Source organism: Pseudomonas sp. QTF5 (assembly GCF_000512695.2).
Taxonomy (GTDB): domain Bacteria; phylum Pseudomonadota; class Gammaproteobacteria; order Pseudomonadales; family Pseudomonadaceae; genus Aquipseudomonas.
In genome coordinates this window covers 208,191-233,053 of the sequence record NZ_AZRW02000003.1, presented here as the reverse complement: position 1 = coordinate 233,053, position 24,863 = coordinate 208,191, and the positions used below count along the sequence as shown (strand labels likewise).

26 protein-coding genes and 1 pseudogene are annotated in these 24,863 nt (G+C 57.5%); 17 read left to right on the top strand and 10 right to left on the bottom strand.

The window, feature by feature from the left end; all coding sequences use genetic code 11:
• Positions 1 to 16 precede the first annotated feature (16 nt).
• Entirely contained in the window at positions 17 to 280 is a 264-nt protein-coding gene (locus IC37_RS04045) for a hypothetical protein (RefSeq protein ID WP_030128952.1), read from the bottom strand.
• A gap of 458 nt (positions 281 to 738) precedes the next feature.
• Here IC37_RS04045 and IC37_RS04040 point away from each other — a divergent pair, with 458 nt between their 5' ends.
• The gene (locus IC37_RS04040; protein WP_030128951.1) at positions 739 to 1,800 is read left to right on the top strand and encodes a hypothetical protein; all 1,062 of its coding nucleotides are present in this window, start codon (positions 739 to 741) and stop codon (positions 1,798 to 1,800) included.
• Positions 1,801 to 1,816: 16 nt separating this feature from the next.
• Positions 1,817 to 2,170 carry a DUF1428 domain-containing protein gene (locus IC37_RS04035; protein ID WP_030128950.1) on the top strand — a complete coding sequence of 118 codons (354 nt, stop codon included), beginning with the start codon at positions 1,817 to 1,819 and terminating at the stop codon, positions 2,168 to 2,170.
• Between the two features lie 14 nt (positions 2,171 to 2,184).
• Here the strand turns inward: IC37_RS04035 and IC37_RS04030 are convergent, their stop codons facing one another.
• Positions 2,185 to 2,379, bottom strand: a complete 195-nt coding sequence (locus tag IC37_RS04030) for a hypothetical protein (protein ID WP_030128949.1) — start codon at positions 2,377 to 2,379, stop codon at positions 2,185 to 2,187.
• 126 nt (positions 2,380 to 2,505) lie between these two features.
• Between IC37_RS04030 and thpR the strand changes: the two genes are divergently transcribed.
• Entirely contained in the window at positions 2,506 to 3,045 is a 540-nt protein-coding gene (gene thpR, locus IC37_RS04025; protein ID WP_030128948.1) for an RNA 2',3'-cyclic phosphodiesterase, read from the top strand.
• A gap of 210 nt (positions 3,046 to 3,255) precedes the next feature.
• On the opposite strand, the gene IC37_RS04020 is transcribed toward thpR, so the two are convergent.
• The 5 genes from IC37_RS04020 to IC37_RS03995 all read right to left on the bottom strand — a co-directional run bounded on the left by IC37_RS04020 (position 3,256) and on the right by IC37_RS03995 (position 8,583).
• Complete coding sequence (locus IC37_RS04020; protein WP_030128947.1) at positions 3,256 to 4,353, bottom strand: polyamine ABC transporter substrate-binding protein; 1,098 nt, start codon at positions 4,351 to 4,353, stop codon at positions 3,256 to 3,258.
• 158 nt (positions 4,354 to 4,511) lie between these two features.
• On the bottom strand, positions 4,512 to 5,396 hold the full coding sequence (locus IC37_RS04015; protein WP_030128946.1) for an ABC transporter permease subunit: 885 nt from the start codon (positions 5,394 to 5,396) through the stop codon (positions 4,512 to 4,514).
• Entirely contained in the window at positions 5,393 to 6,274 is an 882-nt protein-coding gene (locus tag IC37_RS04010) for an ABC transporter permease subunit (RefSeq protein ID WP_177409374.1), read from the bottom strand. The genes IC37_RS04015 and IC37_RS04010 overlap by 4 nt, the downstream gene beginning before the upstream one ends.
• A gap of 29 nt (positions 6,275 to 6,303) precedes the next feature.
• Positions 6,304 to 7,446, bottom strand: coding sequence for a polyamine ABC transporter ATP-binding protein (gene potA / locus IC37_RS04005; protein WP_030128944.1), 1,143 nt, complete (start codon positions 7,444 to 7,446; stop codon positions 6,304 to 6,306).
• 375 nt (positions 7,447 to 7,821) lie between these two features.
• Positions 7,822 to 8,583 carry a gamma-glutamyl-gamma-aminobutyrate hydrolase family protein gene (locus IC37_RS03995; RefSeq protein WP_030128943.1) on the bottom strand — a complete coding sequence of 254 codons (762 nt, stop codon included), beginning with the start codon at positions 8,581 to 8,583 and terminating at the stop codon, positions 7,822 to 7,824.
• 280 nt (positions 8,584 to 8,863) lie between these two features.
• Between IC37_RS03995 and IC37_RS03990 the strand changes: the two genes are divergently transcribed.
• The 10 genes and pseudogenes from IC37_RS03990 (at position 8,864) to IC37_RS03935 (ending at position 19,597) form a co-directional block, all read left to right on the top strand.
• The gene (locus tag IC37_RS03990; RefSeq protein ID WP_050681361.1) at positions 8,864 to 10,240 is read left to right on the top strand and encodes a glutamine synthetase family protein; all 1,377 of its coding nucleotides are present in this window, start codon (positions 8,864 to 8,866) and stop codon (positions 10,238 to 10,240) included.
• Positions 10,241 to 10,475: 235 nt separating this feature from the next.
• A complete protein-coding gene (locus tag IC37_RS03985; RefSeq protein ID WP_030128941.1) occupies positions 10,476 to 11,966 on the top strand; it encodes an aldehyde dehydrogenase in 1,491 nt (496 codons plus the stop codon).
• Between the two features lie 52 nt (positions 11,967 to 12,018).
• Positions 12,019 to 13,302 (top strand): FAD-binding oxidoreductase, encoded by a 1,284-nt coding sequence (locus IC37_RS03980; protein WP_030128940.1) that lies wholly within the window; start codon positions 12,019 to 12,021, stop codon positions 13,300 to 13,302.
• 436 nt (positions 13,303 to 13,738) lie between these two features.
• Positions 13,739 to 14,287 (top strand): cupin domain-containing protein, encoded by a 549-nt coding sequence (locus IC37_RS03970; protein WP_008068184.1) that lies wholly within the window; start codon positions 13,739 to 13,741, stop codon positions 14,285 to 14,287.
• 166 nt (positions 14,288 to 14,453) lie between these two features.
• Complete coding sequence (locus tag IC37_RS03965) at positions 14,454 to 14,738, top strand: hypothetical protein (RefSeq protein ID WP_030128939.1); 285 nt, start codon at positions 14,454 to 14,456, stop codon at positions 14,736 to 14,738.
• Positions 14,739 to 14,815: 77 nt separating this feature from the next.
• Positions 14,816 to 15,475, top strand: coding sequence for a hypothetical protein (locus IC37_RS03960; protein ID WP_256580646.1), 660 nt, complete (start codon positions 14,816 to 14,818; stop codon positions 15,473 to 15,475).
• Between the two features lie 69 nt (positions 15,476 to 15,544).
• Positions 15,545 to 15,637, top strand: a pseudogene (locus tag IC37_RS03955) (cupin domain-containing protein); the annotation flags it as partial.
• Between the two features lie 460 nt (positions 15,638 to 16,097).
• Entirely contained in the window at positions 16,098 to 17,093 is a 996-nt protein-coding gene (locus IC37_RS03945; RefSeq protein WP_030128937.1) for an isocyanide synthase family protein, read from the top strand.
• Positions 17,093 to 17,809, top strand: coding sequence for an HAD-IA family hydrolase (locus tag IC37_RS03940; RefSeq protein WP_030128936.1), 717 nt, complete (start codon positions 17,093 to 17,095; stop codon positions 17,807 to 17,809). Before IC37_RS03945 ends, IC37_RS03940 begins: the two co-directional genes overlap by 1 nt.
• Before the next feature lie 27 nt (positions 17,810 to 17,836).
• The gene (locus IC37_RS03935; RefSeq protein WP_030128935.1) at positions 17,837 to 19,597 is read left to right on the top strand and encodes an L-tyrosine/L-tryptophan isonitrile synthase family protein; all 1,761 of its coding nucleotides are present in this window, start codon (positions 17,837 to 17,839) and stop codon (positions 19,595 to 19,597) included.
• Between the two features lie 75 nt (positions 19,598 to 19,672).
• Here the strand turns inward: IC37_RS03935 and IC37_RS03930 are convergent, their stop codons facing one another.
• Positions 19,673 to 19,963 (bottom strand): hypothetical protein, encoded by a 291-nt coding sequence (locus tag IC37_RS03930; protein WP_030128934.1) that lies wholly within the window; start codon positions 19,961 to 19,963, stop codon positions 19,673 to 19,675.
• Between the two features lie 519 nt (positions 19,964 to 20,482).
• Between IC37_RS03930 and IC37_RS03920 the strand changes: the two genes are divergently transcribed.
• Positions 20,483 to 20,905 (top strand): HD domain-containing protein, encoded by a 423-nt coding sequence (locus IC37_RS03920; protein WP_007895876.1) that lies wholly within the window; start codon positions 20,483 to 20,485, stop codon positions 20,903 to 20,905.
• 133 nt (positions 20,906 to 21,038) lie between these two features.
• On the opposite strand, the gene IC37_RS03915 is transcribed toward IC37_RS03920, so the two are convergent.
• Positions 21,039 to 21,257 carry a PLD nuclease N-terminal domain-containing protein gene (locus IC37_RS03915; RefSeq protein WP_030128933.1) on the bottom strand — a complete coding sequence of 73 codons (219 nt, stop codon included), beginning with the start codon at positions 21,255 to 21,257 and terminating at the stop codon, positions 21,039 to 21,041.
• Between the two features lie 242 nt (positions 21,258 to 21,499).
• Here IC37_RS03915 and IC37_RS30050 point away from each other — a divergent pair, with 242 nt between their 5' ends.
• Positions 21,500 to 21,643 carry a hypothetical protein gene (locus IC37_RS30050; RefSeq protein ID WP_177409371.1) on the top strand — a complete coding sequence of 48 codons (144 nt, stop codon included), beginning with the start codon at positions 21,500 to 21,502 and terminating at the stop codon, positions 21,641 to 21,643.
• Positions 21,644 to 21,780: 137 nt separating this feature from the next.
• Positions 21,781 to 22,473: a formyl transferase gene (locus IC37_RS03910; protein ID WP_256580642.1), complete on the top strand. Its 693-nt coding sequence runs from the start codon at positions 21,781 to 21,783 to the stop codon at positions 22,471 to 22,473.
• Between the two features lie 336 nt (positions 22,474 to 22,809).
• On the opposite strand, the gene IC37_RS03905 is transcribed toward IC37_RS03910, so the two are convergent.
• Positions 22,810 to 23,202 carry a VOC family protein gene (locus IC37_RS03905; protein ID WP_030128931.1) on the bottom strand — a complete coding sequence of 131 codons (393 nt, stop codon included), beginning with the start codon at positions 23,200 to 23,202 and terminating at the stop codon, positions 22,810 to 22,812.
• 242 nt (positions 23,203 to 23,444) lie between these two features.
• On the opposite strand from IC37_RS03905, the gene IC37_RS03900 reads away from it, so the two are divergent.
• Positions 23,445 to 24,773, top strand: coding sequence for an alkaline phosphatase D family protein (locus tag IC37_RS03900; protein WP_030128930.1), 1,329 nt, complete (start codon positions 23,445 to 23,447; stop codon positions 24,771 to 24,773).
• The last annotated feature ends 90 nt before the right edge of the window (positions 24,774 to 24,863 follow it).

Sequence of the window (24,863 nt, the reverse complement as noted above, 5' to 3'; positions counted from 1 at the left end):
GATGGGCGCCAGCGTGTCAGAAGGTGAACGCTTGCGCCGACGGACGCTGAGTCATTTCAGTCTCCAGCAGATGCTCGACCAGCACATCATTCAAAAAGCGGAACTGATCGTTGAACCCGACCACTTCGTTACTGAAGTGGTTGGCCGCTGCCGGCATCAGCAAGGCCTCGAAATGCTTGTCGAACACCAGTGCGACTGCTTTGCGAGACACGACCTGTTGCGAATAGTAGTTGCTGCCGAACACCGGAAAACTCACGGCGAGGCTGATGGCATAAATCATGATTTCGGCTCCTCGGTTTGACCGATATCCAGCACGAAGCGGGAAAACAAGGTCAGGGTGACGGCCGTCAGGGCCAGGCAGGTCAAGAGATGGATCAACATGATTTCGCCCCTCCGGTGCGAGGTTTGATTGGAGAATGAGATTAATCCTGCACTTGACGGTTTTTTTGCGGAAGGCATTCGTGGCGATGGTGAATATTGATGTGAATGATGGTGGTGATCTTCGGTGGTTTTGAGGGCCTATTCGCGAGCAAGCCCGCTCCCACACTGAATCACTGTCGGACACAAGATTTGTGTACGCAGGAGATCCAATGTGGGAGCGGGCTTGCTCGCGAAGGCGTCCTTGAGGGCACCATACACCCATCTGACGGACGGAGCCCGTCCCCGACCTATACTCAAATCAGCATGCTCTTTTACGTCGAACACTCCGTTCGGCGAAGACTGTAGGACACCGCGATCTTGAACCTGCGTTCGCTGATCGTCGCTGTGTTGGTGATATTGGCGGGATGCGTCACGCCCACGCCTGCCCCGGTAATCGTGGTCCCGGTGGTGGTGTCCCAGAGCACCTGGCAGCAGATGGACCGGGAGATTTTCGCCGCTTCACAACAGGCCACCGAACAGGCCAGGGTCTACGCCCGCGGGTCCATGGAGCACTGGCGCACGCGGGTTTATCAGCAAACCGAAGAAGTCTTCATCCCTTGGTTCAGCAGCTACTGGACCCAGGAATGGCTGTCGATGAAAGTCAGCTGGTACGCCATCAATGCCGGGGACGAGCAGGATGCGACGACCAAACGCCTGGCGGCCTATCTGCTGGAGCAATATCACCAACGCGTATTGAAACCGGTGGCGGTGGAGATCGATCCCGACGCGATCCTCGGCCAGGCGGCAGAGTTTTATGTGCAATTGATGGGTCAGCAACTCGAGGTTATTTCCAAACGTCATGGCGTGCCCATGGCGCAGCTCAACAGTCGTATCCAGAAAATTCCGGCTATTTCACTGGGTCCACCGTCCGCCCGTGACGCTTCGCTGTATCAGGTGGTGCATGCCGAACTGAGCAAGTTGCCAGCCTACCTGGCGCTGATCGAGAAGATCCACACGGCGGGCGGCGAGAAAGGCATCGCCTCGACAGACGCCGGTATGGCGCCGGTGGCCAAGCGTGCCAGCCGACGAATACAAGCCGAAATGGCCCCCCGAGGGGCGGCCAGTGCAGTGGCGGCAGTGGCAGGGAAGGCGGCCGGGGCATTGATTTCCGTTGGGGTGGCGGGGGTGCGCGCGATTATTCAGGCCAACGATCGGCCTGACAGCGAGGCACTGATCCGCAGCAGCCTGGGCAACTCGTTCGACAAGGCATGGGTGAAGCTGGTGGATAACCCCGCCACCGGTGTGATGGCCGGAACGCTGTACATGGCCAGGCAGATCGAGGGCAGCCTGGAGGAGACCGTCGAGCCGTCGGTCGGTCTGGATACAGGAACTGTCGATTTTAGCCACGCTGATTCGACTACTCAGCAGATCAACCCATAACCCGAGGAGAACGATCATGGCTTACGTCGATGGCTTCGTCGCAGCAGTACCCACCGCCAACCGCGAAAAATTCAAGCAACACGCGCAATCCGCTGCCGCAATCTTCAAGGAAAGCGGCGCACTCAGCCTCGCCGAATGCTGGGGAGACGACGTGCCCGATGGCAAAGTGACCTCATTTCCCATGGCGGTAAAACTCAAGGAAGACGAAACCGTGGTGTTTTCCTGGATCGTCTGGCCCGACAAGGCCACCCGTGACGCCGGTATGGCGAAACTCATGAGCGATCCGCGGATGCAACCCGACGTCAATCCAATGCCGTTTGACGGTCAGCGCATGATTTTTGGCGGTTTCGAAATGATCGTGAAAGCCTGACGGGAGCCGCAGGATCACTCCGGCGTCGGGGCGGTCCTGCAACTCTTGCGGTTACGAATCTCGCTGTCCGAGGGCCGCTCCTTGATGAACTCGAAGCGCGGCTCGCCTTCGTTGTAGTGAACCAGCCAACCCCATTCCAGCTCGGACTCATCCTGGCCGGGTTTCGGTGGCACGGCCCACCATGGCTCTTTGCTGATGATCTGACGCATGGCGCCCTCCCGTCGATTCGGTTGCTTCAACTATAACGCGCATGCCGACAGGTGCCAGAAATGCACTTGCTGGCGTGGTATCCCTTTGTAAAATCAAAGGGTCCCCGAAGCCTTGAGGTGGCAGACATGAGCGATGAAACCCGTGAGCCGTTCAAGCGGCTGTTCTTCGCCCTGAACTGTGCCCCCGAGCAACGCCGGGCCATCGCCCAATGGCGCAACGCGCTGGAACTCAATGTCGGACGCCCGGTGCCGGTGGAAAACTTTCATCTGACGCTGCTGTTTCTCGGCACGGTGGGAATGGCGCAGATAGCAGGCGTCTGCGAGGCCGCCGCCAATGTGCGGTTGCCCGGCGTGCCGTTGACGGTTGTGCTTGATCGTCTGGAAGTCTGGCGTCGCTCCGGGGTTTTGTTGCTGGCACCGGCGCAGGCAGCACCGGAGTTGTTGCGGTTGGTGTATGCGCTGGAGCAGGCCATGTTGCCGTTCGGCTTCGAGGATACCCGTCGGGAATTTCGCCCGCATTTAACCCTGATGCGCGACTACCGGGCGCCGGTCCCCGAAACCGCTACGCCGCCAGAGTTTTTCCTGCGTGCCGACCGCTTCACCTTGTTCGAATCCCATAAAGGCCGGTACCGGGCGCTGGCCGAATGGCCGTTGGTTTATGCATAAAAAAGGCGCCCGAGAGCGCCTGAAATTCACCTTGACCGAGGAAGCCAGGTGAAGCCGTTTTTCTTCAGAGCAGATACCTGTGGGAGCGGGCTTGCTCGCGAAAGCGGTGGGTCAGTCACCAATGATGTTGAATGTGATGGCCCCTTCGCGAGCAAGCCCGCTCCCACATTTTGGTCCGTGGTGTTCAGATATTTTGTGTTCGATTTTGAATCACTTACCGAGCTTCACCCGGGTCCAGCCCCGGGTCATCACCCGCTGAATACCGATCGGCATATCTGGAATGGCATACAACGTCGCCATCACCGCTTGCGGCGGGTAGGACCCTGGGTCGTTTCGAATCGCTTCATCCACCAGTGGCGTGGCCGCCGCGTTGGCATTGCTGTAGCCGACACTGTTGGTGACTTCGGCGATGATGTCCGGGCGCATCAGGAAGTTCATGAACAGGTAGGCGTTGTCGACGTTGGCCGCGTCCCGTGGGATGGCGACCATGTCGTAAAAGCTTCCGGCGCCTTCTTTCGGGATGCTGTATTCGATCTTCACCTTGTCACCGGCTTCCTTGGCACGGGCCTTGGCTTGCAGCACATCGCCGGAGTAACCGACGGCGACGCAGATATTGCCGTTGGCCAGGTCGGAGATGTACTTCGACGAATGGAAATAAGCCACCGACGGGCGAATCTTCATGAACAGCGCTTCGGCTTCGGCGATCTGCGCCTTGTCCTGGGAGTTCACCGGGTAGCCCAGATAGTGCAGGGCGGCGGGGAGCATTTCTGTCGGCGAATCGAGGAAACTGATGCCGCAGGCTTTGAGCTTCGCGGCGTTTTCCGGTTTGAACAGCAAATCCCAGGAGTTCACCGGCGCATCAGTGCCCAGCACTTCCTTGACCTTGGCCGGGTTGTAACCGATGCCGATCGAACCCCACATGTACGGGAAAGCGTGGCCATTATCAGGATCGCTGGCAGAGGCGTTTTTCAGCAGCACCGGGTTGAGGTTTTTCCAGTTCGACAGCTTCGATTTATCCAGCGGCTGATACACGCCGGCCTTGATCTGCTTGGCCAGGAAGCTGTTGGACGGCACCACAATGTCGTAGCCGGATTTACCGGCCAGCAAGCGTGCCTCAAGGGTTTCATTACTGTCGAACACATCGTAGGTCACGCGGATGCCGGTCTCGTCTTCGAACTTCTTGACGGTGTCCGGGGCGATGTAATCCGACCAATTGTAGACGCGCAATACCTTGTCATTGGCCTGGGCACCGGTAGCCATCGCGCCCAATAAGGACAGTGTCAGCAGAGTCCTGCCAAACATTTTCATCGGTACAACTCCATTTTCTTTTTATAGAACACAAAACCGATTGTAGGAGCGAGGCTTGCCCGCGAAGAACGATGACGCGTAATACCTGAAAAATCGCGGTGCGGTCTTCGCGGGCAAGCCTCGCTCCTACAGGTTCTTCGTCTTGACTTACCAAGCCACTAAGCCGTCGCTTCGACTCGCTGGTTTTTCGGTTGCTGCCAGGACTCGCTGGCGGTCTGGTCCATTGCTTCCTGGATCGCCCGTTTGCGCGTGGCTTCGGCCTTGCGGCTGAAGTACCAGACCATGAACGTGACGATCGACACCGCCAGCAGAATCAGACTGGCCACGGCATTGATCTCAGGCTTCACGCCCAGACGCACCGCCGAGAACACTTCCATCGGCAACGTCGTCGAGCCCGGGCCAGAGACGAAACTCGCCAACACCAGATCATCCAGCGACAGAGCAAACGACATCATGCCGCCCGCCGCCAGCGACGGCGCGATCATCGGAATGGTGATCAGAAAGAACACCTTGAACGGACGCGCACCCAAGTCCATGGCCGCTTCTTCGATCGACAGGTCCAGCTCACGCAAACGCGCCGACACCACCACCGCCACATACGCTGCGCAGAACGTGGTGTGAGCGATCCAGATCGTCACCAAACCACGTTCCTGCGGCCAGCCGATCAACTGCGCCATGGCCACGAACAGCAGCAACAGCGACAGACCGGTGATCACTTCCGGCATCACCAGCGGCGCCGTCACCAGACCACCAAACAGTGTACGACCCTTGAAACGCGTCACACGGGTGAGCACGAAAGCGGCGAGGGTGCCCAACGCCACGGCGGCAATCGCCGTGTAGCAGGCGATTTCCAGCGAGCGCACCACCGAGCCCATCAGTTGCGAGTTGTCGAGCAGGCCGACGTACCACTTCACCGACCAACCGCCCCACACCGTCACCAGTTTCGAGGCGTTGAACGAGTAGATCACCAGAATCAGCATCGGCAAGTAGATAAACGACAGGCCGAAAATCAACATGAACTTTGAAAATCCGAAGCGTTTCATCCCCGTCCCTCCATCTCTTTAGCCTGGCTGCGGTTGAACAGCAGAATCGGCACAATCAGAATCGCCAGCATCACCACCGCCAGGGCGGATGCCACCGGCCAGTCGCGGTTGTTGAAGAACTCTTGCCACAGCACGCGGCCGATCATCAGGGTTTCCGGGCCACCCAACAGCTCCGGAATCACGAACTCACCGACCACGGGAATGAACACCAGCATGCAACCGGCGATGATCCCGTTCTTGGCCAGCGGCACAGTGATTTTCCAGAAACTGTTGAAGGTGCTCGAGCCCAGGTCCGACGCTGCTTCCAGCAGGCTTTGATCGTGCTTGACCAGGTTGGCGTACAGCGGCAACACCATGAACGGCAGGTAGGCATAGACCACGCCGATATACACTGCGGTGTTGGTATTGAGGATCTCGATCGGCTGCGACGTCAGCCCGGTCCACATCAGGAACGCGTTGAGCAAACCGTTGTTGCTGAGGATGCCCATCCACGCATAGACGCGGATCAGGATCGCGGTCCAGGTCGGCATCATGATCAACAGCAGCAGAACGTTCTGCGTTTCCTTGTTGGCCTTGGTGATCGCGTAGGCCATCGGGAAGCCGATCACCAGGCACATCAGCGTGCTTAAAAACGCGACCTTCAACGAGCCGAAGTAGGCCGAGATGTACAACTCATCTTCGGTCAGCAGCGAGTAGTTGCCGATGTTCAGCAGCAGCTGAAACTTCTGCTCGGCGAAGGTGTAAATCTCGGAGTAGGGCGGAATGGCCAGGGCCGCTTCCGAGAAGCTGATCTTCATCACCAGGAAGAACGGCAACAGGAAAAACAGGCACAGCCACAGAAACGGAATGCCGATGACCAGTTTGCGGCCACTGGGCACCAGGCGCAGGAACTGCTGATTGAAGGTTCTCATGAGCGCAGTACCACGCCGCTGTCGTCTTCCCACCACACGTAGACTTGATCGTCCCAGGTCGGGCGCGCGCCACGGCGTTCGGCGTTGGCCATGAACGACTGCACGATCTTGCCGCCGGGCAGTTCCACGTAAAACACCGAGTGGCCGCCGAGGTAAGCGATGTCATGCACCTTGCCCTCGGACCAGTTGTAGCGGGTCTCGGGCTTGAGGGTGCTGACCAGCATTTTTTCCGGGCGGATGGCGTAGGTGATCGACTTGTCCTGCACCGACGTACTCACGCCGTGGCCGACGTAGATCTTCTGTTGCAGATCCGGGCTGTGAATGATCGCGTGACCTTCCAGATCCTCGACCACGGTGCCGTCGAAGGCGTTCACGTTGCCGATGAATTCGCAGACCATGCGGCTGACCGGCGCTTCGTAGATATCGACCGGGCTGCCGATCTGGGCGATCCAACCCAAGTGCATGATCGCGATGCGTTCGGCCATGGTCATGGCTTCTTCCTGATCGTGGGTCACCATCACGCAGGTCACGCCGACGCGCTCGATGATTTCCACCAGCTCCAGTTGCATCTGCGAACGCAGCTTTTTATCCAGTGCGCCCATCGGTTCGTCGAGCAACAGCAGCTTCGGACGCTTGGCCAACGAACGCGCCAGTGCCACACGCTGACGCTGGCCGCCGGACAACTGATGGGGTTTGCGTTTGGCGTATTGGGTCATGTGCACCAGCCGCAGCATCTCTTCGACACGGGCGTCGATTTCGCTGGCGGGCAAACGGTCCTGCTTGAGGCCGAAGGCGATGTTCTGCGCCACCGTCATGTGCGGGAACAGCGCGTAGGACTGGAACATCATGTTGATCGGCCGTTCGTACGGCGGCATGTCGGTGATGTCGACACCGTCGAGCAGAATCCGCCCTTCGGTAGGGCGTTCGAAGCCGGCGAGCATGCGCAGCAGCGTCGATTTACCCGAGCCGGAACCGCCGAGCAGGGCGAAGATTTCCCCTTGATGGATCTCCAGGGACACATCGTCCACGGCGGTGGTTTCGTCGAATTTCTTGGTGACGCGGTCGACTTTCACCAACACCTTTTTCGGTGCCTGGTGACCTTCAAGAGCCTTCCTGTAGATGCTGGAGGCGTTTGCCATATGAAACTCCCAACAGGTTTCAGTCGTCGGGCCAACGCGGCCTGACTTAAGAGTGGATTGCAACCCGGGCCGGACGATGCCATTGAATTCAACGGCGGCCCCCTGTGGGAGCGGGCTTGCTCGCGAAAGCGGTGTGTCAGGCAACACTGATGTCGACTGACACTCCCTCTTCGCGAGCAAGCCCGCTCCCACAAGGGGATTTGCGTTTGGCTCACTGGCATTACCCATACCGAACGGGCTTATTCGGCACCGCCATCCTGGCTGCCTGGTCGTACTTGTTGTTATTGCAGTTCATCTATTACGTGAGCGACCGGCGCGCAAAGGCACGCCCGCCAGACTCACGGGGGCAGTTAAATCGTTGAATGCTTTTTGAAGTCAGCGCGTATTACGCAACGCCGCCCGTTGCCGGCACGCTTCGCCAAACGCCTGGAAAATACTCAAATAGGGGGGATTCGAAAGCACCTGCCATTCCGGGTGCCATTGCACGCCAACGGCGAAGGCCTTGCTGTGCTCGACCGAAATCGCCTCGATCAAACCATCCGGTGCGACAGCTTCAGCGCGAAGGCCAGGAGCGAGCCGGTCGATGCCCTGACTGTGAATCGAGTTCACCTGGAACACCTGCGGCAAATCCAGCGCTTCGAACACGCCACCCCGCTGCACATTCACCGCATGAGCAGGCGCGTATTGCACGGCCAGCTCCGGGTGATCCGTTTCGCGATGATCGAGGTAGCCGGGCAGTTCGTGCACCTTCTGATGCAGGCTGCCGCCGAACGCCACGTTCATTTCCTGAAAACCCCGGCAGATGCCGAGCACCGGAACACCGGCGGCAATGGCAGCGCGCAATAAGGGCAGGGTGGTGGCGTCCCGTTGCGGATCGTGATCCGTGCCGGGGGCACTGGCCGGGCCTTGATAGTGGAAGGGTTCCACATTCGATGGCGAGCCGGTCAGCAACAGACCGTCGAGCTGCGCGAGCAGGTCATCGATTTCGGTCAGATCGCCTAAGGAAGGAATGACCACTGGCAACCCCAAAGCCGCGACGCTGACAGCACGCAAATACTTGTCGCCGCTGACGTGGTAGGGGTGCAGGCCAATCTGTTTGATGCACGCAGTAACGCCGATCAATGGCTTGAATGCCATTTTTATCACCTCGAAGTTTCACCCTTGAACGAGCTTTTCCGGAGCTTAGCCTTGTTGATTTTAATTAACAACTCTCATGTAAAAAATTCTAAACGCCGGGCGTCCGATCTTCAGGATTTACGCGGTGCGCAAGACGAATCTGGCACTCTCGACCCCAAAAAAGGCCAGAAAATATAGGTTAAAAGGCCGGGTGTTCGCTATTGACTTCACTTTGCCTTTCGGATTGACTGGGCTCGTGAAAGGGTAGTGAACATAATAATTAACAGCTAATAGGTGCATCATGTCGGTCCCTCTGCGTGCCGTTCAACTCAACGAAGCAAACGCATTCCTTAAGAAATATCCTGAGGTTTTGTACGTCGACCTTCTGATTGCGGATATGAACGGTGTGGTGCGCGGCAAGCGCATCGAACGCACCAGTCTTCATAAGGTTTACGAAAAAGGCATTAACCTCCCGGCGTCACTGTTTGCTCTGGACATCAATGGCTCTACGGTGGAAAGCACCGGCCTGGGTCTGGACATCGGCGACTCGGATCGAATCTGCTTCCCCATCCCTAATACCCTGAGCATCGAACCCTGGCAGAAGCGCCCGACCGCGCAGCTGTTAATGACCATGCACGAACTCGAAGGCCAGCCGTTCTTCGCTGACCCGCGCGAAGTGTTGCGTCAAGTGGTGAGCAAGTTCGATGACATGGGCTTGACCATTTGCGCAGCCTTCGAACTCGAGTTCTATCTGATCGACCAGGACAACGTGAACGGTCGTCCGCAGTCGCCACGCTCGCCGGTTTCCGGCAAACGTCCGCACTCGACTCAGGTGTATCTGATCGACGATCTGGACGAATACGTCGACTGCCTGCAAGACATCCTCGAAGGCGCGAAAGAGCAGGGCATCCCCGCTGACGCCATCGTCAAGGAAAGCGCCCCGGCGCAATTCGAAGTGAACCTGCACCACGTCTCCGACCCTATAAAGGCCTGCGACTACGCGGTGTTGCTCAAGCGTCTGGTGAAGAACATCGCCTACGACCACGAGATGGACACCACCTTCATGGCCAAGCCGTATCCGGGCCAGGCGGGTAATGGTTTGCACGTGCACATTTCGATTCTCGACAAAGAAGGCAACAACATCTTTGCCAGCGAGGATCCCGAGCAGAACGCCGCACTGCGTCACGCGATCGGCGGTGTGCTCGAGACCCTGCCGGCGCAGATGGCGTTCCTCTGCCCGAACGTCAACTCGTACCGTCGTTTCGGTGCGCAGTTCTACGTCCCGAACTCGCCAAGCTGGGGCATCGACAACCGCACCGTGGCGGTGCGTGTGCCCACCGGTTCGGCAGATGCCGTGCGCATAGAACACCGAGTCGCGGGCGCCGATGCCAACCCGTACCTGCTGATGGCGTCGGTGCTGGCCGGTATTCACCACGGTCTGACCAACGAAATCGAACCGGGCGCGCCGGTGGAAGGCAACAGCTACGAGCAGAACGAGCAAAGTCTGCCGAACAACCTGCGCGATGCACTGCGCGAGCTGGACGACAGCGAAGTCATGGCGCGCTACATCGACCCGCTGTACATCGACGTGTTCGTGGCGTGCAAGGAAAGCGAGCTGGCCGAGTTCGAGAACTCCATTTCGGACCTTGAGTACAACTGGTACTTGCATACGGTTTGATGGGCTAAAAACCGTCAGTCAAGGATGAAAGGTGGGTGTACACAGAGCATGTGTACACCGCCCACCCTGTGGGAGCGGGCTTGCTCGCGAAGAGGCCATCACATTCAACATTGATGGCGACTGACCCACCGCTTTCGCGAGCAAGCCCGCTCCCACAGGGGATTGCGGTGTTCTGATACTTAACTGGTTGGCATCAATCCAACGATCAACTATTCCTCTGCGTAGAGTCACAACCATGACAAACACTCGCAGCGACTGGGAGCAACGCTTCCAGTCCCTCACACTAGAAGGCCGCGCATTCATCGACGGCCAATACTGCCCGGCACTCAGCGGCGATACCTTCGAATGCATCAGCCCGGTCGATGGTCGCTTCCTGGCGAACATCGCCAGCACCGACGAAGCCGACGCCAATGCCGCCGTGCAGGTTGCACGCCGTACATTCGAATCCGGCATCTGGGCCAAACTGCCCCCGGCCGAGCGCAAGCGCATCCTGATTCGATTCGCTGATCTGATTCTGCAAAACCGGGAAGAACTGGCGCTGCTGGAAACCCTCGACATGGGCAAACCGATCAGCGACTCCATGAGCATCGACATCCCAGCGACCGCCAACGCGATCCGCTGGAGCGCCGAGGCCATCGACAAAATCTACGACGAAGTCGCCGCCACGCCACACGACCAACTCGGCCTCATCACCCGCGAACCGACAGGCGTGGTCGCTGCTATCGTGCCGTGGAATTTCCCGTTGATCATGGCCAGCTGGAAGTTCGCCCCGGCGCTCGCGGCAGGCAACTCGTTCATCCTCAAGCCTTCGGAAAAGTCACCGCTGACGGCCATTCGCATCGCACAACTGGCCCTCGACGCTGGCATCCCCAAAGGCGTGTTCAACGTCCTGCCAGGCTTCGGTCACACCGTCGGCAAAGCGCTGGCGTTGCACATGGATGTCGACGTGCTGGCCTTCACCGGCTCCACCGCGATTGCCAAGCAACTGCTGATCTACGCCGGGCAAAGCAACATGAAACGCGTCTGGCTGGAGGCGGGCGGCAAGAGCCCGAACGTGGTGTTCGCCGATGCGCCGGACTTGCGCGCAGCGGCTCAGGCAGCGGCCAGCGCGATTGCCTTCAACCAGGGCGAAGTCTGCACCGCCGGCTCGCGCTTGCTGGTGGAGCGTTCGATTCGCGAGCAATTCATTCCATTGCTGGTGGAAGCGCTGCAAGCTTGGAAACCGGGCCATTCCCTCGATCCTGAAACCACCGTCGGCGCGGTCGTCGACCAGCGCCAACTGGAGAATGTGCTGCGCTACATCCAGATCGGCAAAGACCAAGGCGCGCAACTGATTGCCGGCGGCAATCGTACCCTCGCAGACACCGGTGGCCTGTACGTGGAACCGGCGATTTTCGACGGCGTAACCAACGCCATGACCATCGCCCGGGAAGAAATCTTCGGCCCGGTGCTATCGCTGATCACTTTCGACACCGCTGAAGAAGCCCTGCAGATCGCCAACGACAGCATCTTCGGTCTGGCGGCCGGCGTGTGGACCAGCAACCTCAGCAAGGCCCACACCTTCGCTCGCGGCTTGCGCGCCGGCAGCGTCTGGGTCAACCAGTACGACGGCGGCGACATGACCGCGCCGTTCGGCGGGTTCAAGCAGTCGGGTAACGGTCGGGATAAATCGCTGCACGCGTTCGACAAATACACCGAACTCAAAGCGACCTGGATCAAGCTCTAACACTTTTACAGCGGCGGTCGCCGGCACCTGTTGGCGGCCCTCGGAGAAACGTATGAAACAAACCCATGTAAACAGCTACTACGCCGCGACCCGCAACCAGATCGGTGATTACCCGGTTCTTGAAGAATTGGTGGAATGCGACGTTTGCGTAATCGGCGCCGGCTACACCGGTCTGTCCTCGGCGCTGTTCCTCAGCGAAGCGGGCTATAGCGTCACCTTGCTGGAAGCCGCGAAAGTCGGCTTCGGCGCCAGCGGTCGCAACGGCGGTCAACTGGTCAATTCCTACAGCCGCGACGTCGATGTGATCGAAGAACGCTACGGCGACAAAACCGCCGAAGTGCTTGGCAGCATGATCTTCGAAGGCGCCGACATCATCCGTTCGCGCATCAAGGAATACGACATCAAATGCGACTACCGCCCCGGCGGCATCTTCGCAGCGCTGAACAAAAAACAACTCAACGGCCTGGCCGAGCAGAAGCGCAGCTGGGAGCGCTACGGCAACAAAAACCTGAGAATGCTCGACGCCGCTGACATCAAGCGCGAAGTCGGTTGCGACAACTACGTCGGCGGGCTGCTCGACATGCAAGGCGGCCACATCCACCCGCTGAACCTGGCCCTCGGCGAAGCCGCCGCGATCATCAGCCTGGGCGGCAAAATCTACGAACAATCAGCCGCCGTGGAAATTACCTACGGCGAACCGATCACCGTGCGCACCGCCAAAGGCGTGGTGCGGGCCAAGTACCTGCTGATCGCCGGCAACGCCTACCTGCCTCAAGACCTCGACAATCGCGTCACGCGCAAAAGCATGCCCTGCGGTTCGCAAATCGCCGTCACCGAACCGCTGTCCGAAAATGTCGCCCGCAGCCTGATCACCAACAACTACTGCGTCGAAGACTGCAATTACCTGCTCGACTACTACCGCCTCACCGCCGATAACCGCCTGCTGTACGGCGGCGGCGTGGTCTACGGCGCTCGCGAGCCGGACGACATCGAACAACTGATCAAACCAAAAATCCTCAAGACTTTCCCGCAACTCAAGGACGTGAAAATCGACTACCGCTGGACCGGTAACTTCCTGCTGACCATGTCCCGCATGCCGCAATTCGGCCGCATCGAGAAAAACGCCTACTACATGCAAGGCTACAGCGGCCACGGGGTCACCTGCTCACACCTGGCCGGCAAACTCATCTCGGAAATGATCCGCGGCGACGCCGAACGCTTCGACGCCTTCGCCTCCCTGCCGCACATGCCCATGCTCGGCGGCCGCACCTTCCAGGCCCCACTCACCGCCATGGGCGCCGCGTATTACGCACTACGCGACCGTTTCGGCATCTAAGCCAGACACAACTCCTGTAGGAGCCTTGCTCGCGAAGACGGCCGCACAGTCAACATTGCAGTCGACTGACACACCGCCATCTCGAGCAGACTCGCTCCCACAAGGAAATTGGCGACATACACAAATTTTGCGAACAACACCGACCACTGTGGGAGCGGGCTTGCCCGCGAAGAGGGCGGCACAGTCAACATCGATGTAGCCCGGAACACCGCCATCGCGGGCAAGCCCGCTCCCACAGGTTTCGTACATGGGCGGACGACTATCATTCACCTATTTGATTTATCTGCCATTTATCGAACCTGCTGAGCAACACCAACAAACGTGATTTAATACCCGCCTTTCACGGTTCCGGGACGGGAAACGGCGTAATCCGCGGCCACCAGTCGCCCGCCACCCACCCCCATTACCCCTTAAGTATTCTTCGCATAAGGCTGTCATGGACACGGGCTCACGACTCAAATTAGTACGCGAAAGCTACAAACTGTCCCAGCGCGAGCTGGCCCGGCGTAGCGGCGTCACCAATGCCACCATTTCCCTGATCGAACAGAATCGCGTCAGTCCCTCCGTCAGCTCCCTGAAAAAACTGCTCGAAGGTATTCCCATGTCCTTGGCGGACTTCTTCACCTTCGACCAACCGCCTCGCGAGCATCAATACGTGTTCCGCGCCAATGAACAGCCGGATCTCGGGCGTCATGGGCTGCGGTTGTTGCTGATTGGCGCTTCGGTGCCGAGTCGGCAGATGCGGCTTTTGCGCGAGCAGTACGCGCCCGGGGCGAGTTCGGGGGAAGAGCCGATTGTGCATGCTGAGGGGGAGGAGTGTGGGCTTGTAACCCGTGGCACGGTTGAGCTGACTGTTGATGGTCAGATTAGTGTGCTGAATGCCGGGGATGGGTATTACTTTCCGACGACGCTACCGCATCGGTTTCGGAATATTGGGCAGGACGAAGCCGAAATCATCAGCGCCAACACCCCGGCTAACTTCTGATGATGAAACAGGTGCATTGACCGTTCGGCTCAAAGCAGGCCTAAGCGGAACGCCTCTCAAGAATGACCAGGAAACATGCTGGGCCAGAAGCGGCTGAGCGCTCGACGCCCGTTGGGATGTATGATAATTGTTGGTTGTACGTACCAGATGTGAGTCGGAGTCAGATATGTCTCGTAAGAAAGAGAAGCTACCCAAGACTGAGGCGCAAATTGTCGCCCAAGAGTCCGCAATACCTTCGATTGCAGCCAAGGCATTTAGAGATGCCTACAACGTTGCGCTGTCGAAAGGTGAAGCCGTGCTTGTGGTTCGCGAAGGTAATTTGGTGAAAGTATCTAGCGCTGGGACTGTGGTCCTTCGCTCAGTCGAGACCTACGGGACGATCAAGGCTGGTACTCGACTGAAGGTCAAGAAGCATCGGCAGGGGGAATTCGTCCCTAAGCTACAAGCTTGAGTACACCTAGAGTCAGGATTTTCGCCGGACCTAATGGCAGCGGAAAGAGTACTTTCAATTCAAAAGTCCCAGCTCACTTGCTTGTCAATTACGTCAATCCTGATGCAATCGAGTTAGGTATTCGTGAGTCAGGTGCGTTCGATTTTGCACAGTTCAATCTCCAGGCATATACGGGTCGCGCGATTCCTTTTTTTCGTGCCAGCGGGCTCCTTGCTAAATATCCTGAATCCTTGACCAAGCTCGATGATTTGATCATTGAGGATGAGCGGCTTGTGTTTCCGTCACGGCAGATCGATTCGTACATTGCCTCAGTGCTTTCCGACTTCATCCGTGTATCGCTGATCCAGGAGCTTGCGAGCTTCACTTTTGAAACCGTAATGTCGGATGTCAGCAAGATAGAGTTGCTTCAGCAAGCTCGGTTGGCCGGCTATCGGGTATATGTGTACTACGTAGCTACCGCAGATGCTGAAATCAATGTGGCTCGGGTTGCATATCGTGCCTCAATAGGTGGGCACGACGTTCCGCCGGACAAGATTCGATCGCGTTATGAGCGATCTCTGGACAACTTGTCCGATGCTATTTTGGTGTCTAATCGGGCATACATCTTCGACAACTCTCAAGACGGCGATTCCAGCTTTGCCCAGATTGCCGAAATTACTGAGGGAGAAGACATAGATATTGTGTCGGATTCCCAGCCAGCTTGGTTCAAGCAGTACGTGCTAGACAAGCTCACCTAGCTTTTCGGCTGGATCTCAAAGGTCATAGATCTATTTTGACAAATAGATCTATGACCTTTTTTTGTTGAGTATTACTTTCCGACGACGCTGCCGCATCGGTTCCGAAATATTGGGCAGGACGAGGCCGAAATCATCAGCGCCAACACCCCTGCTAACTTCTGATATCTAAAGAAAACATTAAGCCTGTAGCAGTCGATAGCAGCCGTCTATGGCGAGAAGAGTAACCTTTGGGCTGGCACGGTAGCAGTCGATTAGCCGTAGCGCTTTCTCATCAACACTACTGAACAAGGCACGGTCCTTGAATCCAGGAACTTTTACAGGTTGCGGCTCTATTCCAAGCAATCCATCGAAAGCCAGCTCGGCGACATCGCGTCCTTTGCCAAGTAATGTCTCAAGGACGGTCACACCCAGCACCCAACCATGAGTCTAGCCACAAAAAAGCACTGCTTAATTTTGTTCTATGGCACTCGTATCGAGCCCCTCGACCACAAACCAGCCCACAATATTCCTGATTGCCACGATTGACAGTCCTAACGACTTGTAGGAATTTAGCCGCCCGCAGGTAAGGAATATCTGCTGACAGCCAAGAAATGGCCGTTATTCACCACACAAGGGATTGTCTATGCAAGGTTCAAACACCGTTGCTCAACAGGTGTGCGGTCAGCTGATGCACGAGCATCAGAACACTCCACACATGAATATTGCCCGGCAAATCCTCGAATGCCTGTTTCGCCGTCGTAGCCTTGCCCCAGGGCAGGATCACGAACTTTCGTTGCAGGTGCTGGAACCCCATCTAACCAAGGTCATGCAAGCGGTCGAGAGCGGTCGCAAGATTGAAATGGTCTTGCCAGCCTTTCCCGGCAAGTCGCCCAGCCGCAAGAAAACCCTCAGCCATCTGCCTGATCTTGCTGAACATCATGCGATCGACGAGTTACATCGCCTGTGCAAGGAGATCCAGGAGATCTACGCACCGGGGGCGCTGATTCATATCTGCTCCGATGGCTATGTGTTCTCTGACCTGGTGCATGTTCCCGATGCAGACGTCAAAGCCTACACCGACGCTATCCAGGACTACGCCGAACAGCACTATCCCGGCACGTTCGCCCATTTCGATCTCAGGGATGCCTATCCTCCGCTTGATTGTCTGGACGCCATGCGTGAGGAGATGATGATCGAGCACGGCCAGTCATTGGTCTTGTTGCAGCAGCGCTTCAAGGATGATCCGCACATGATGTTGATGTACTGCGGTATCCATCGCTTCCTGTCCGAGGATTACTCGGGGCTCAAAGTATTCGCCGGCATGAGTCTCAATGCGGTGAAGAAAATCGCCAAGCCTGCCTCGCAGCGGGTGATCCAGCGCAGTGAAGCCTGGAGTGCGCTGTTACAGGCGCGTTACCCGCATTGCCTGCGCCTGTCGATTCACCCGCAACTGGCGGTGTCGACGAAGATCGGTATCCGGTTGGTGCCAACCAGTGACCTGTGGCGTACGCCCTGGCATTCGGTGGCTATCAAGCGACGGGGTGTGGTCACCCTCGAAAAACGCAGCAATGTCGATGAGCGCTACCACCGCTTGGTGTTCCGCAAGGGGCGTCCTTGTCACTACGCCAGTGCTCAATGATGGCGTCTCGGTTGCGGGTCGAAGCCGTACTCTTCGATTTGGATGGGACCTTGGTCGACACCTTGCCTGACATCACCTGGTGCCTGAACCAAGTGTTGCTCGAACACGGTTGCCCGGCGCAGACAGCGCAAACAGTGCGGGGTTATGTCGGCGGCGGGGTCACAGCGATGATCGAGCAGGTTGCCACGCGGTTTGGCATTGCCGATGCGGTCGCTATGCACCAGCGCTATGTGGCGCTTTATCAAAACAACCTTGTTCAATTTTCCCGGCCATTCAGCGGCGTATTGGAATTGCTCGAAGGCTGTCGCCAGTTGGAAGTGCCGCTAGCTATCGTCACCAACAAGGCTGACGAAATGGCCCTGCAAGTAGCCGATGCGCTGCTTCCACAAAATACCTTCGGGACGATTCTGGGGCATCGCGCGGGCAGGGCGCTCAAGCCTCAGCCGGATGTGGCATGGGAAGCCGCCCGGCGATTGTCGGTTGATCCGCAACGCTGTTTGTTCGTCGGTGACACCGAGATCGATCTGAAGACCGCCCGTGCTGCAGGCATGTACTCGGCGGCGGTCACCTGGGGGTATGGCCTGACCCCTGCATTGCAGGCCCAGGCCCCGAACTTCTGCTGCGAACAGCCGGCCGGGTTGCTGCGCATTCTGCAGCAAGTCTGCGGTACAGCGCATGCGTTCACCGAGCATGGCGACACCGTTAAATCCTATTGATACACACACTCTCAAGGAAGTTGTTCTATGGAACATAGAGACGCATGGATCGCTGCCGTCAGCGATTTGCTCGCGGGTTATCTGCTCAAAGGCACGGATGATTGTTTCGACACACAAGGCAGAGCGCATCTCGCGCTACGCCTGGGGCATTGCTTCGATCAGAGCCTGCCGGTACGTCTGGTACTGCCAGGCTTTCCCTGCAAATCGCCAAATGCCATTGACCAGACATTCGGCGTGCTGCCGGATTACGGCGAGGTCATCGCCATCGAGCGCCTCGACCAACTCGGCCAAGCCATCGCCGCGTTGCACGCACCAGGTTGTGTGGTGTCGATCCTCAGCGACGGAACGACCTTCAATGACATCGTCGGGGTGGCCGACGAGGTTCGCGAGACCTACAACCGGGCTTTGCGTGAACTGTGCACCACCCATACGATCCAGTGGGTCAGCATGGAAGACCTGTTCCCACAGGCCCAAAGTGCCGAGTCGGTTCGCGCCAGCCTGATCAAGCAGGCCCGTCTGCCCTGGAAAAACCTTGGGGATCTGATCGAGCAGAGCCGTGATGATGAATCCCTCAGCCAGGCCCATGACCACCTCTGCAGTCACCTCTATAACGACCTGCGTCTGTGCCGTGAAGACGGGCAGAGCGAGGACGAGTACCTGCAGCAAATCAACTTCAAAGCCTACCAAATGATGTATCGCGGGCAGGCCTTGAATGCGGCAGTGGATCGTTTCTTCGGCGATGACATTCGATTGTCGGTTCATCAATACAGCAATGCCGGGCCCAAATTCACCTTTGGATTGGCCGAAGGGCTGACCCGTGTCGACAGCCCCTGGCACGCCGTACCGGTGTGCAACCTCGACGGTAGCCAAACCCTTCGCGCCCGCGCCCAGGTCGATCTGGACCACCATGTGCTGGTCACCTATGAAGGGCGGCCATGGCTCTACCATCAAACAGAAAACCCGCAGGCCAAAGGCTTCGAATACGAACTGCAAAAACTTCCACTCTTCGGCCTGGTGGTTCGAGACCCGTTGGGGCTGGGTTTCGAACAACTGTCCACGGGCCTGCTGGAGGCACTGGTGGAAACCTTTGGTTTCGTCTGCCTCAAGGGCTGTCGCTTCGACGACCAAGACAGTTTTGCTCGCAGCTGCGAACGCTTCGGCACGCTATACGAATGGGCCTTCGGCGCCGTGCACGTGGTCAAACCCGCGGACAAACCCCAAGGCGTGGTGCACTCGCTGGAGAAAACGCCGTTGCACTGGGACCTGAACATGCTGCCTGACAGCGATGCACAGGTTCAACGCAACCCGAAATTCTGCGCCAGCAAATTCATGCTGTATTGCAAGACAGCGCCGCAGCCGGGCGAGGGCCAGACCACCATCGTCGACAGCCGAAACGTACTGCGCAAAGTCGGGCAGCAAGTCGCCCGACAATGGCAGGGCGTAAACATCACCTACTACACCAAAATGACCTACTTCGGTGGCTCACCGCGCATGTACAGCCTGGTGGATCATCACCCCCGCAGCGGCGAACTCATCCTGCGTTACCAAGAGGGCACCGACTCGACACTGCAGACCCTGAGTCAGGCTGTGCAGGACCATGATGAGCAGGCTCAGCAGGCGTTGCTGGAACAGGTCAATGCGCTGGTTTATGACCAGGATTGCTTGATTGCTCATCAATGGAGTGAGGGGGATCTGGTGTTGATCGACAACTATCGGACGCTGCATGGAAGGCTGCCGATGTCGGCGGGTTCTTCGTCGCGGGAGTTGTGGCGGGTGCAGGTTTACTGATTGCTGTTGTCAGAGTCGGAGCAAGAAGCAGAAAAACCGCAGTAATGCGGTTTTTCTACGACTGAAATTAAGTCACTACCCCTTGGGCGTATCAAACCCACGCTGCTCAATCACCCGAAACACATCGCTCACATCCTGAACCATGATCCGCGCGATGTTGGTGACGGTGTTGATGTCGTGCTCGGCGTAGTCCGGCAGGCTGGTGCAGGCCATGAGGTTGAGGTATTTGAGGACGGCGCTGAGGCGTTCGCTGAGGCAGTTGTGGAGTTCGCGCAGTGGGGCGTCGGCATCGATGAGGAGGACGGGGTGGTCGGTGGCGAGGTGGGACATGGGGGAATAGTGGCGAAGCGGTTTGTTGGTACTCATAAGTAAATCTTCCTCGAATCTGTAAGAAGAGCTACTCCCGTTCGCTGCGAAACGAATGGGTGGTAGCTATGTGCGGGTTCGCAGACCGAGGATACGAGGAACCCGGCAGACCCGAAGGTCTCCCACACACAGCCACCATAAAACGGAGTACGGGCGCGTTTGTGCGACCGTTGCTGGTTATGGGGTGCAAGGTTACTACACGTATCGTCAGGGCTGCGAAACCCTATCGCTGAATTCGCTCAGCGACAGACCCACTCTAGGCAGCAATTTTGGTAGTCGCAACCGGGGTGTAGGACCACACGCGGTCACTGTGGCGAGGGGGCTTGCCCCCGTTCGGTGGCGCAGCCGCCGCAAAACCGGGCGTTGCGGTGTGTCTGAGGAAACGGCTAGCAGGGTTTGGGGCTGCTTCGCTGCCCAGCGGGAGCAAGCTCCCTCGCCACAACGGGCAAATTCCTACATATTTTGCAGACTTCAAAATCCTGGCCGCGTCGTTACGGCATTTAACCCGAGGAGAATCCCATGAGTCAGACACTGGAACGCGCCATTGCCATCGCCGCCGCAGCGCATGAAGGGCAAGTGGACAAGGGTGGCGCGCCTTATATCCTGCATCCGCTGAAAGTCATGCTGCGGGTGAACACTCTGGAAGAGCGAATCGTCGCGGTGTTGCATGATGTGGTCGAGGACTGCGGCATCAGCTTCGACGATCTGCGTAACGAAGGCTTCAGCGAAACGGTGCTGATGGCGATTGCGTCGGTGACCAAGGTGCCGGGCGAGTCCTATGAGGCGTTCGTCGAGCGCGCGGCGCAGAACCCGATCGGGCGGGTGGTGAAACTGGCGGATCTGGAAGAGAACAGCGACTTGTCGCGGATTGCCCAGCCGTCCTGGGAGGATTTGGAGCGCGTTGAGAAGTATCGGCGGGCGATTGGGGTGTTGCGGTCGTAGTGAGTGTTGGCACCGTGTTGCAGGCGCGAGTGCCGGAGGGTGTTCCAGCCAGAAACGACAAAGCCCCGCATCATCAGGGCTTTGTTCTTTGAAATTGCGCAGTTCGCAGATCGTTACCGCACGCCGTCCGGCGTTATTGTCTGGCCTGCGGTGAGTGCGGGGTCTGTGCAATGTGCTTCGGTCCCGCCAAGGCCCATGCGATCAGCCCGAATAGCGGCACAAACACGATCACCACCATCCACACCAGTTTGTTGCTCGATTTACCTTCGGCTTTACGCACCCTGTTGATCGCCCACAACTCAATCAGTACAAGTACTGCTGCGAGCCCGATCCAGATTGTTTCGATTTGCATTCGTCACCTCCTGATAGTCATTCAGTTAGGCGAACGGGTGGGGGCGGGGTTCATTAAATTTGGGGTGGCTTGGGAGCGCAATTGCACTCCACTTGACCACCCGTTTGCATTCGACCCGACCAGTCATTTGCATTCGTTCTGACCACCGATTGCATCGGATTTCACCAGCACGCTTTGTAACCATGATCGGCAGAGAACGGCCAGGAGCTGCTGGGGGGCGTAGCAATGACGAAAGAGCAACTATGCTAAGTCTGATGCCGGAATTGATCGAGCAGATCGGGCCTTCCGTCCATACGTCGTGGCAAAACAATGGGAATGGGATCGATCCGCTTGTGTTGAATTGGCCGTTGCTGCATCTCAAGGCAGGTCTGCCGGAGGAGGTCTGAAGTTGCGAATCGCTTTTCTGGTGAACCGGGACGTGGAGAGCAATCTCACTCTCAATTTCCTGTTGCCCGAGATTCACGAGAGCACAGTGGGAATATTCCTCTCGGAGAGAGTGGGATCGGGTAGGAAGGTGCCACGCATGCTCGGACAACTGGCATTGATCGAGCAGGACTTCTTCAATGCCTTGGCCCCTGGGTTAATCGGATCGAGCGACCAGGTCAGCAGCGGGCATCGATTCGGTTTTGCAGAACTGCAGCAACGCTTTGGGGTTCCTGTGCGGGTATTGCCCAGCTTGAGGGATCCTGCGGGCCTGCAAATGCTGCAGGATGCGGGAGCGGATCTGTTCATCTCAATCCGCTTTGGTCAAATCCTGAAGAATGAAGCGTTGGCAATTCCGCCACGCGGCGTCCTCAATCTTCACTCTGGCCTCTTGCCTCAATATCGAGGTGTTCTCGCGACCTTCCGGGCGCTGCTGAACGGGGACCCGGAGATCGGTTGTACTCTCCATTGGATCGACAGTCCCGGCATTGATGTCGGTCGCATCATTGAGACTGCGCGTGTGGCAGTCGAAAAGGAGCGCTCCTTGCTGTGGCACATCCTTTCACTTTATCAACCAGGCGCGCGTCTCATCATGAACGCAATCAGGCGCTTGGAGCGCGATGAGCCCATGACGGGGACGTCTCAAGATCCATCTGCCGGGGCCTACTACTCCTTTCCCGGCGAGGATGACCTGATGCAGTTCACGACACAGGGGTGGCGGCTCTTCGATCGCGAGGACGTTTGGGATCTTTTCGAATCGTACGGATTTCCGTTGCGGATAAGCGCTCCTTGAGAGCTGAACGGCGGCAAGGCTTACTGAGGCCTTGTTGCTGGAGCATTGAAAAGCTCAAAACGACGCCGCAAAAGGTTGGCGTCGCTCAACGTCTGTGTTGGGTCGTTCTCTGCCGGTCATGTCCACGAATCGTGCTGGTCAAATCCGATGCAAATGACTGGTCAGGTCGAATGAGGGAAATGCCCTGTATGGGACATTTCACGGGTGGTGCATATGACAATGGTGTTCGAAACTGATGCTCGTGAAATACCGGGACAGACCACAATTTTTCCATTCAACGATTTTTGAAATTGTGGACTGTCCCGGTGTTTCGATACTCCTTTGTTTGCCTGTCGCTCAAGCCTGAACTGGAGTGCAAAGCTCCACCAGCGTGCCATCCGGGCAGCGAACGTAGGAGATGGTTTGCCCCCAGGGTTTGATGAGCGGGGCGGCTATTTCGGTGGCGCCGGCGTTCAGCGCTTTGGCGTGGGCGGCGGCGACGTCGTCGGTCACTAGACCAACTTCCATACCCAATGGTTTGACAGAGGCGTGGGCCGAGATGTGACCCGTACTGAAGTTCATCGCCGCGAGTTCGTCGGCGGCGAAGGCCAGAGCAGTGTCCCCTGTTTCGAGTTCGCCGTAGGTGTTGGATTCGTGGAGGAATCGGGTGGTGATTCCGAACGCTGTTTCAAAGAATTGCAGTGAGGTGGGGACGTCCGGGACGTAGATGATCAGGTAGCCGAATTTCATGTGCGAACATTCCTTGTCGTGCCATTGGGCTGGCAAATCTAGCAGAAGTTGGAGGCAACTCGCTTGACTGATTCAAACAGAAAAACCCGCAACTCAGTGCGGGTTTTTTACGTTTGGACGGTGCGCGTTATCCCTTACACACCGGTAGCCGGTTTTCCCGTCTACGCGGCGGATTTGCTGTCTTAGTAGCGCAATACTGATTTATCGACTGAACTGCTGCTCAGGTTTCAGGAGGAAATCAGATGGCACGGCTCATTCTTGGTCATACCACCGAAACGTCGATCAAAGTCTGGGTACGCGCCAGCGAGCGTTGGCCGGTGGCCTTTGTTGATGTAGTGGATTGCGACAACAATGCGACAGGCCCCACCAAGATACTCGATGCCCAGCCGATGGAGTTCTATACGGGCGTTTTAGAGTGGAAAAAGCTCAATCCCGATACGCCGTATACCGTGAAGGTGGCCTTCGGCAAGACCCGCGGTGCGGCACCCGATGAGCGAGTTCGTGATGCCTATACCGAAGGGCGTTTTCGCACCTTTCCCGCGGTAGAGCTGACCGGATCATTCTCTTTCGTGCTCGGCTCCTGCAATCTGCACTCGCTCGGGATACTGGAGAGACCCGACCGTGCCTGGGTCGAGATTTCTCGTGTGGCCAAAAACAATGACGCACGCTTCATGATTCATTGTGGCGACCAGATTTACTCGGACATTCCGCGCCAGCCTTCCATCGATGTGCAGTTCTTTCGTGACAAGTATCTGGATGCCTGGGAGGACTGTGTGCCCGCGCGCCGGACGCTGACAGAGTTGTCGCATTACATGATTCTTGACGACCATGAACTGATCAACAACTTCGACACGGCCACCGGTTCGTCCACGCAAGCGTTGGCGAATGCCGCCATCAAGGCGTATTGGGAGTTTCAGCATTCGCACAACCCTTCGAGCCGTCATGTCGAGCATCATTACCACTACGAGTTCAACTACGGCGCGGTGAAGTTCTTCGTCATGGACACCCGTTACTACCGCAGCACGGCGCAAAGGCGTTTGCTCGATGAGGTCCAGGAAGACGATCTGTTGCGCTGGCTGTCGCGTTACCGTGACGACCTGAAGTTCGTTGTCACCAGCGTGCCGTTCGTGGGGGTGGTGAAAAACTCCGAAGGTGACAAATGGTCGGACCCTGCTTTCGAGGAGCAGCGAAGCCGCATCCTTGAGCATGTCCTTGAAACAAACGTGTCACGCCTGACCTTCCTGACGGGCGATATGCACACCTCTTATCACGCCACGCTGGAGGTTTCGCGCGGCGAGAAAAGCACGGTGATCAATGAGTTGATGTCCAGCCCCATAAACCAGTACACCCCCAACATAAGGCCTGAGCAGATCTACAACATGAACCACTCGCACACCCTGCCTAATGGAATTTCCACGCTGTCGAGTGTCGATCCGGATTCCTTTTACGGTAATCACTCCAATGTCATGGTGATCGATGTCGATATGACGTCAGCCAGGCAGACGGTGGGCTATAAGATTTTTCGCACAACAAAAACGGGTGCGGGGCCGAGTGGGAAATTTCACCCGTAGAGGGAAAGAAGAGAGCCATTGTGGTGAGGGCGCGCGCCATTAGAATTGTTCAATCCTCCCACTGTTCCCTTGGAAAAGAATCGGTCTAAA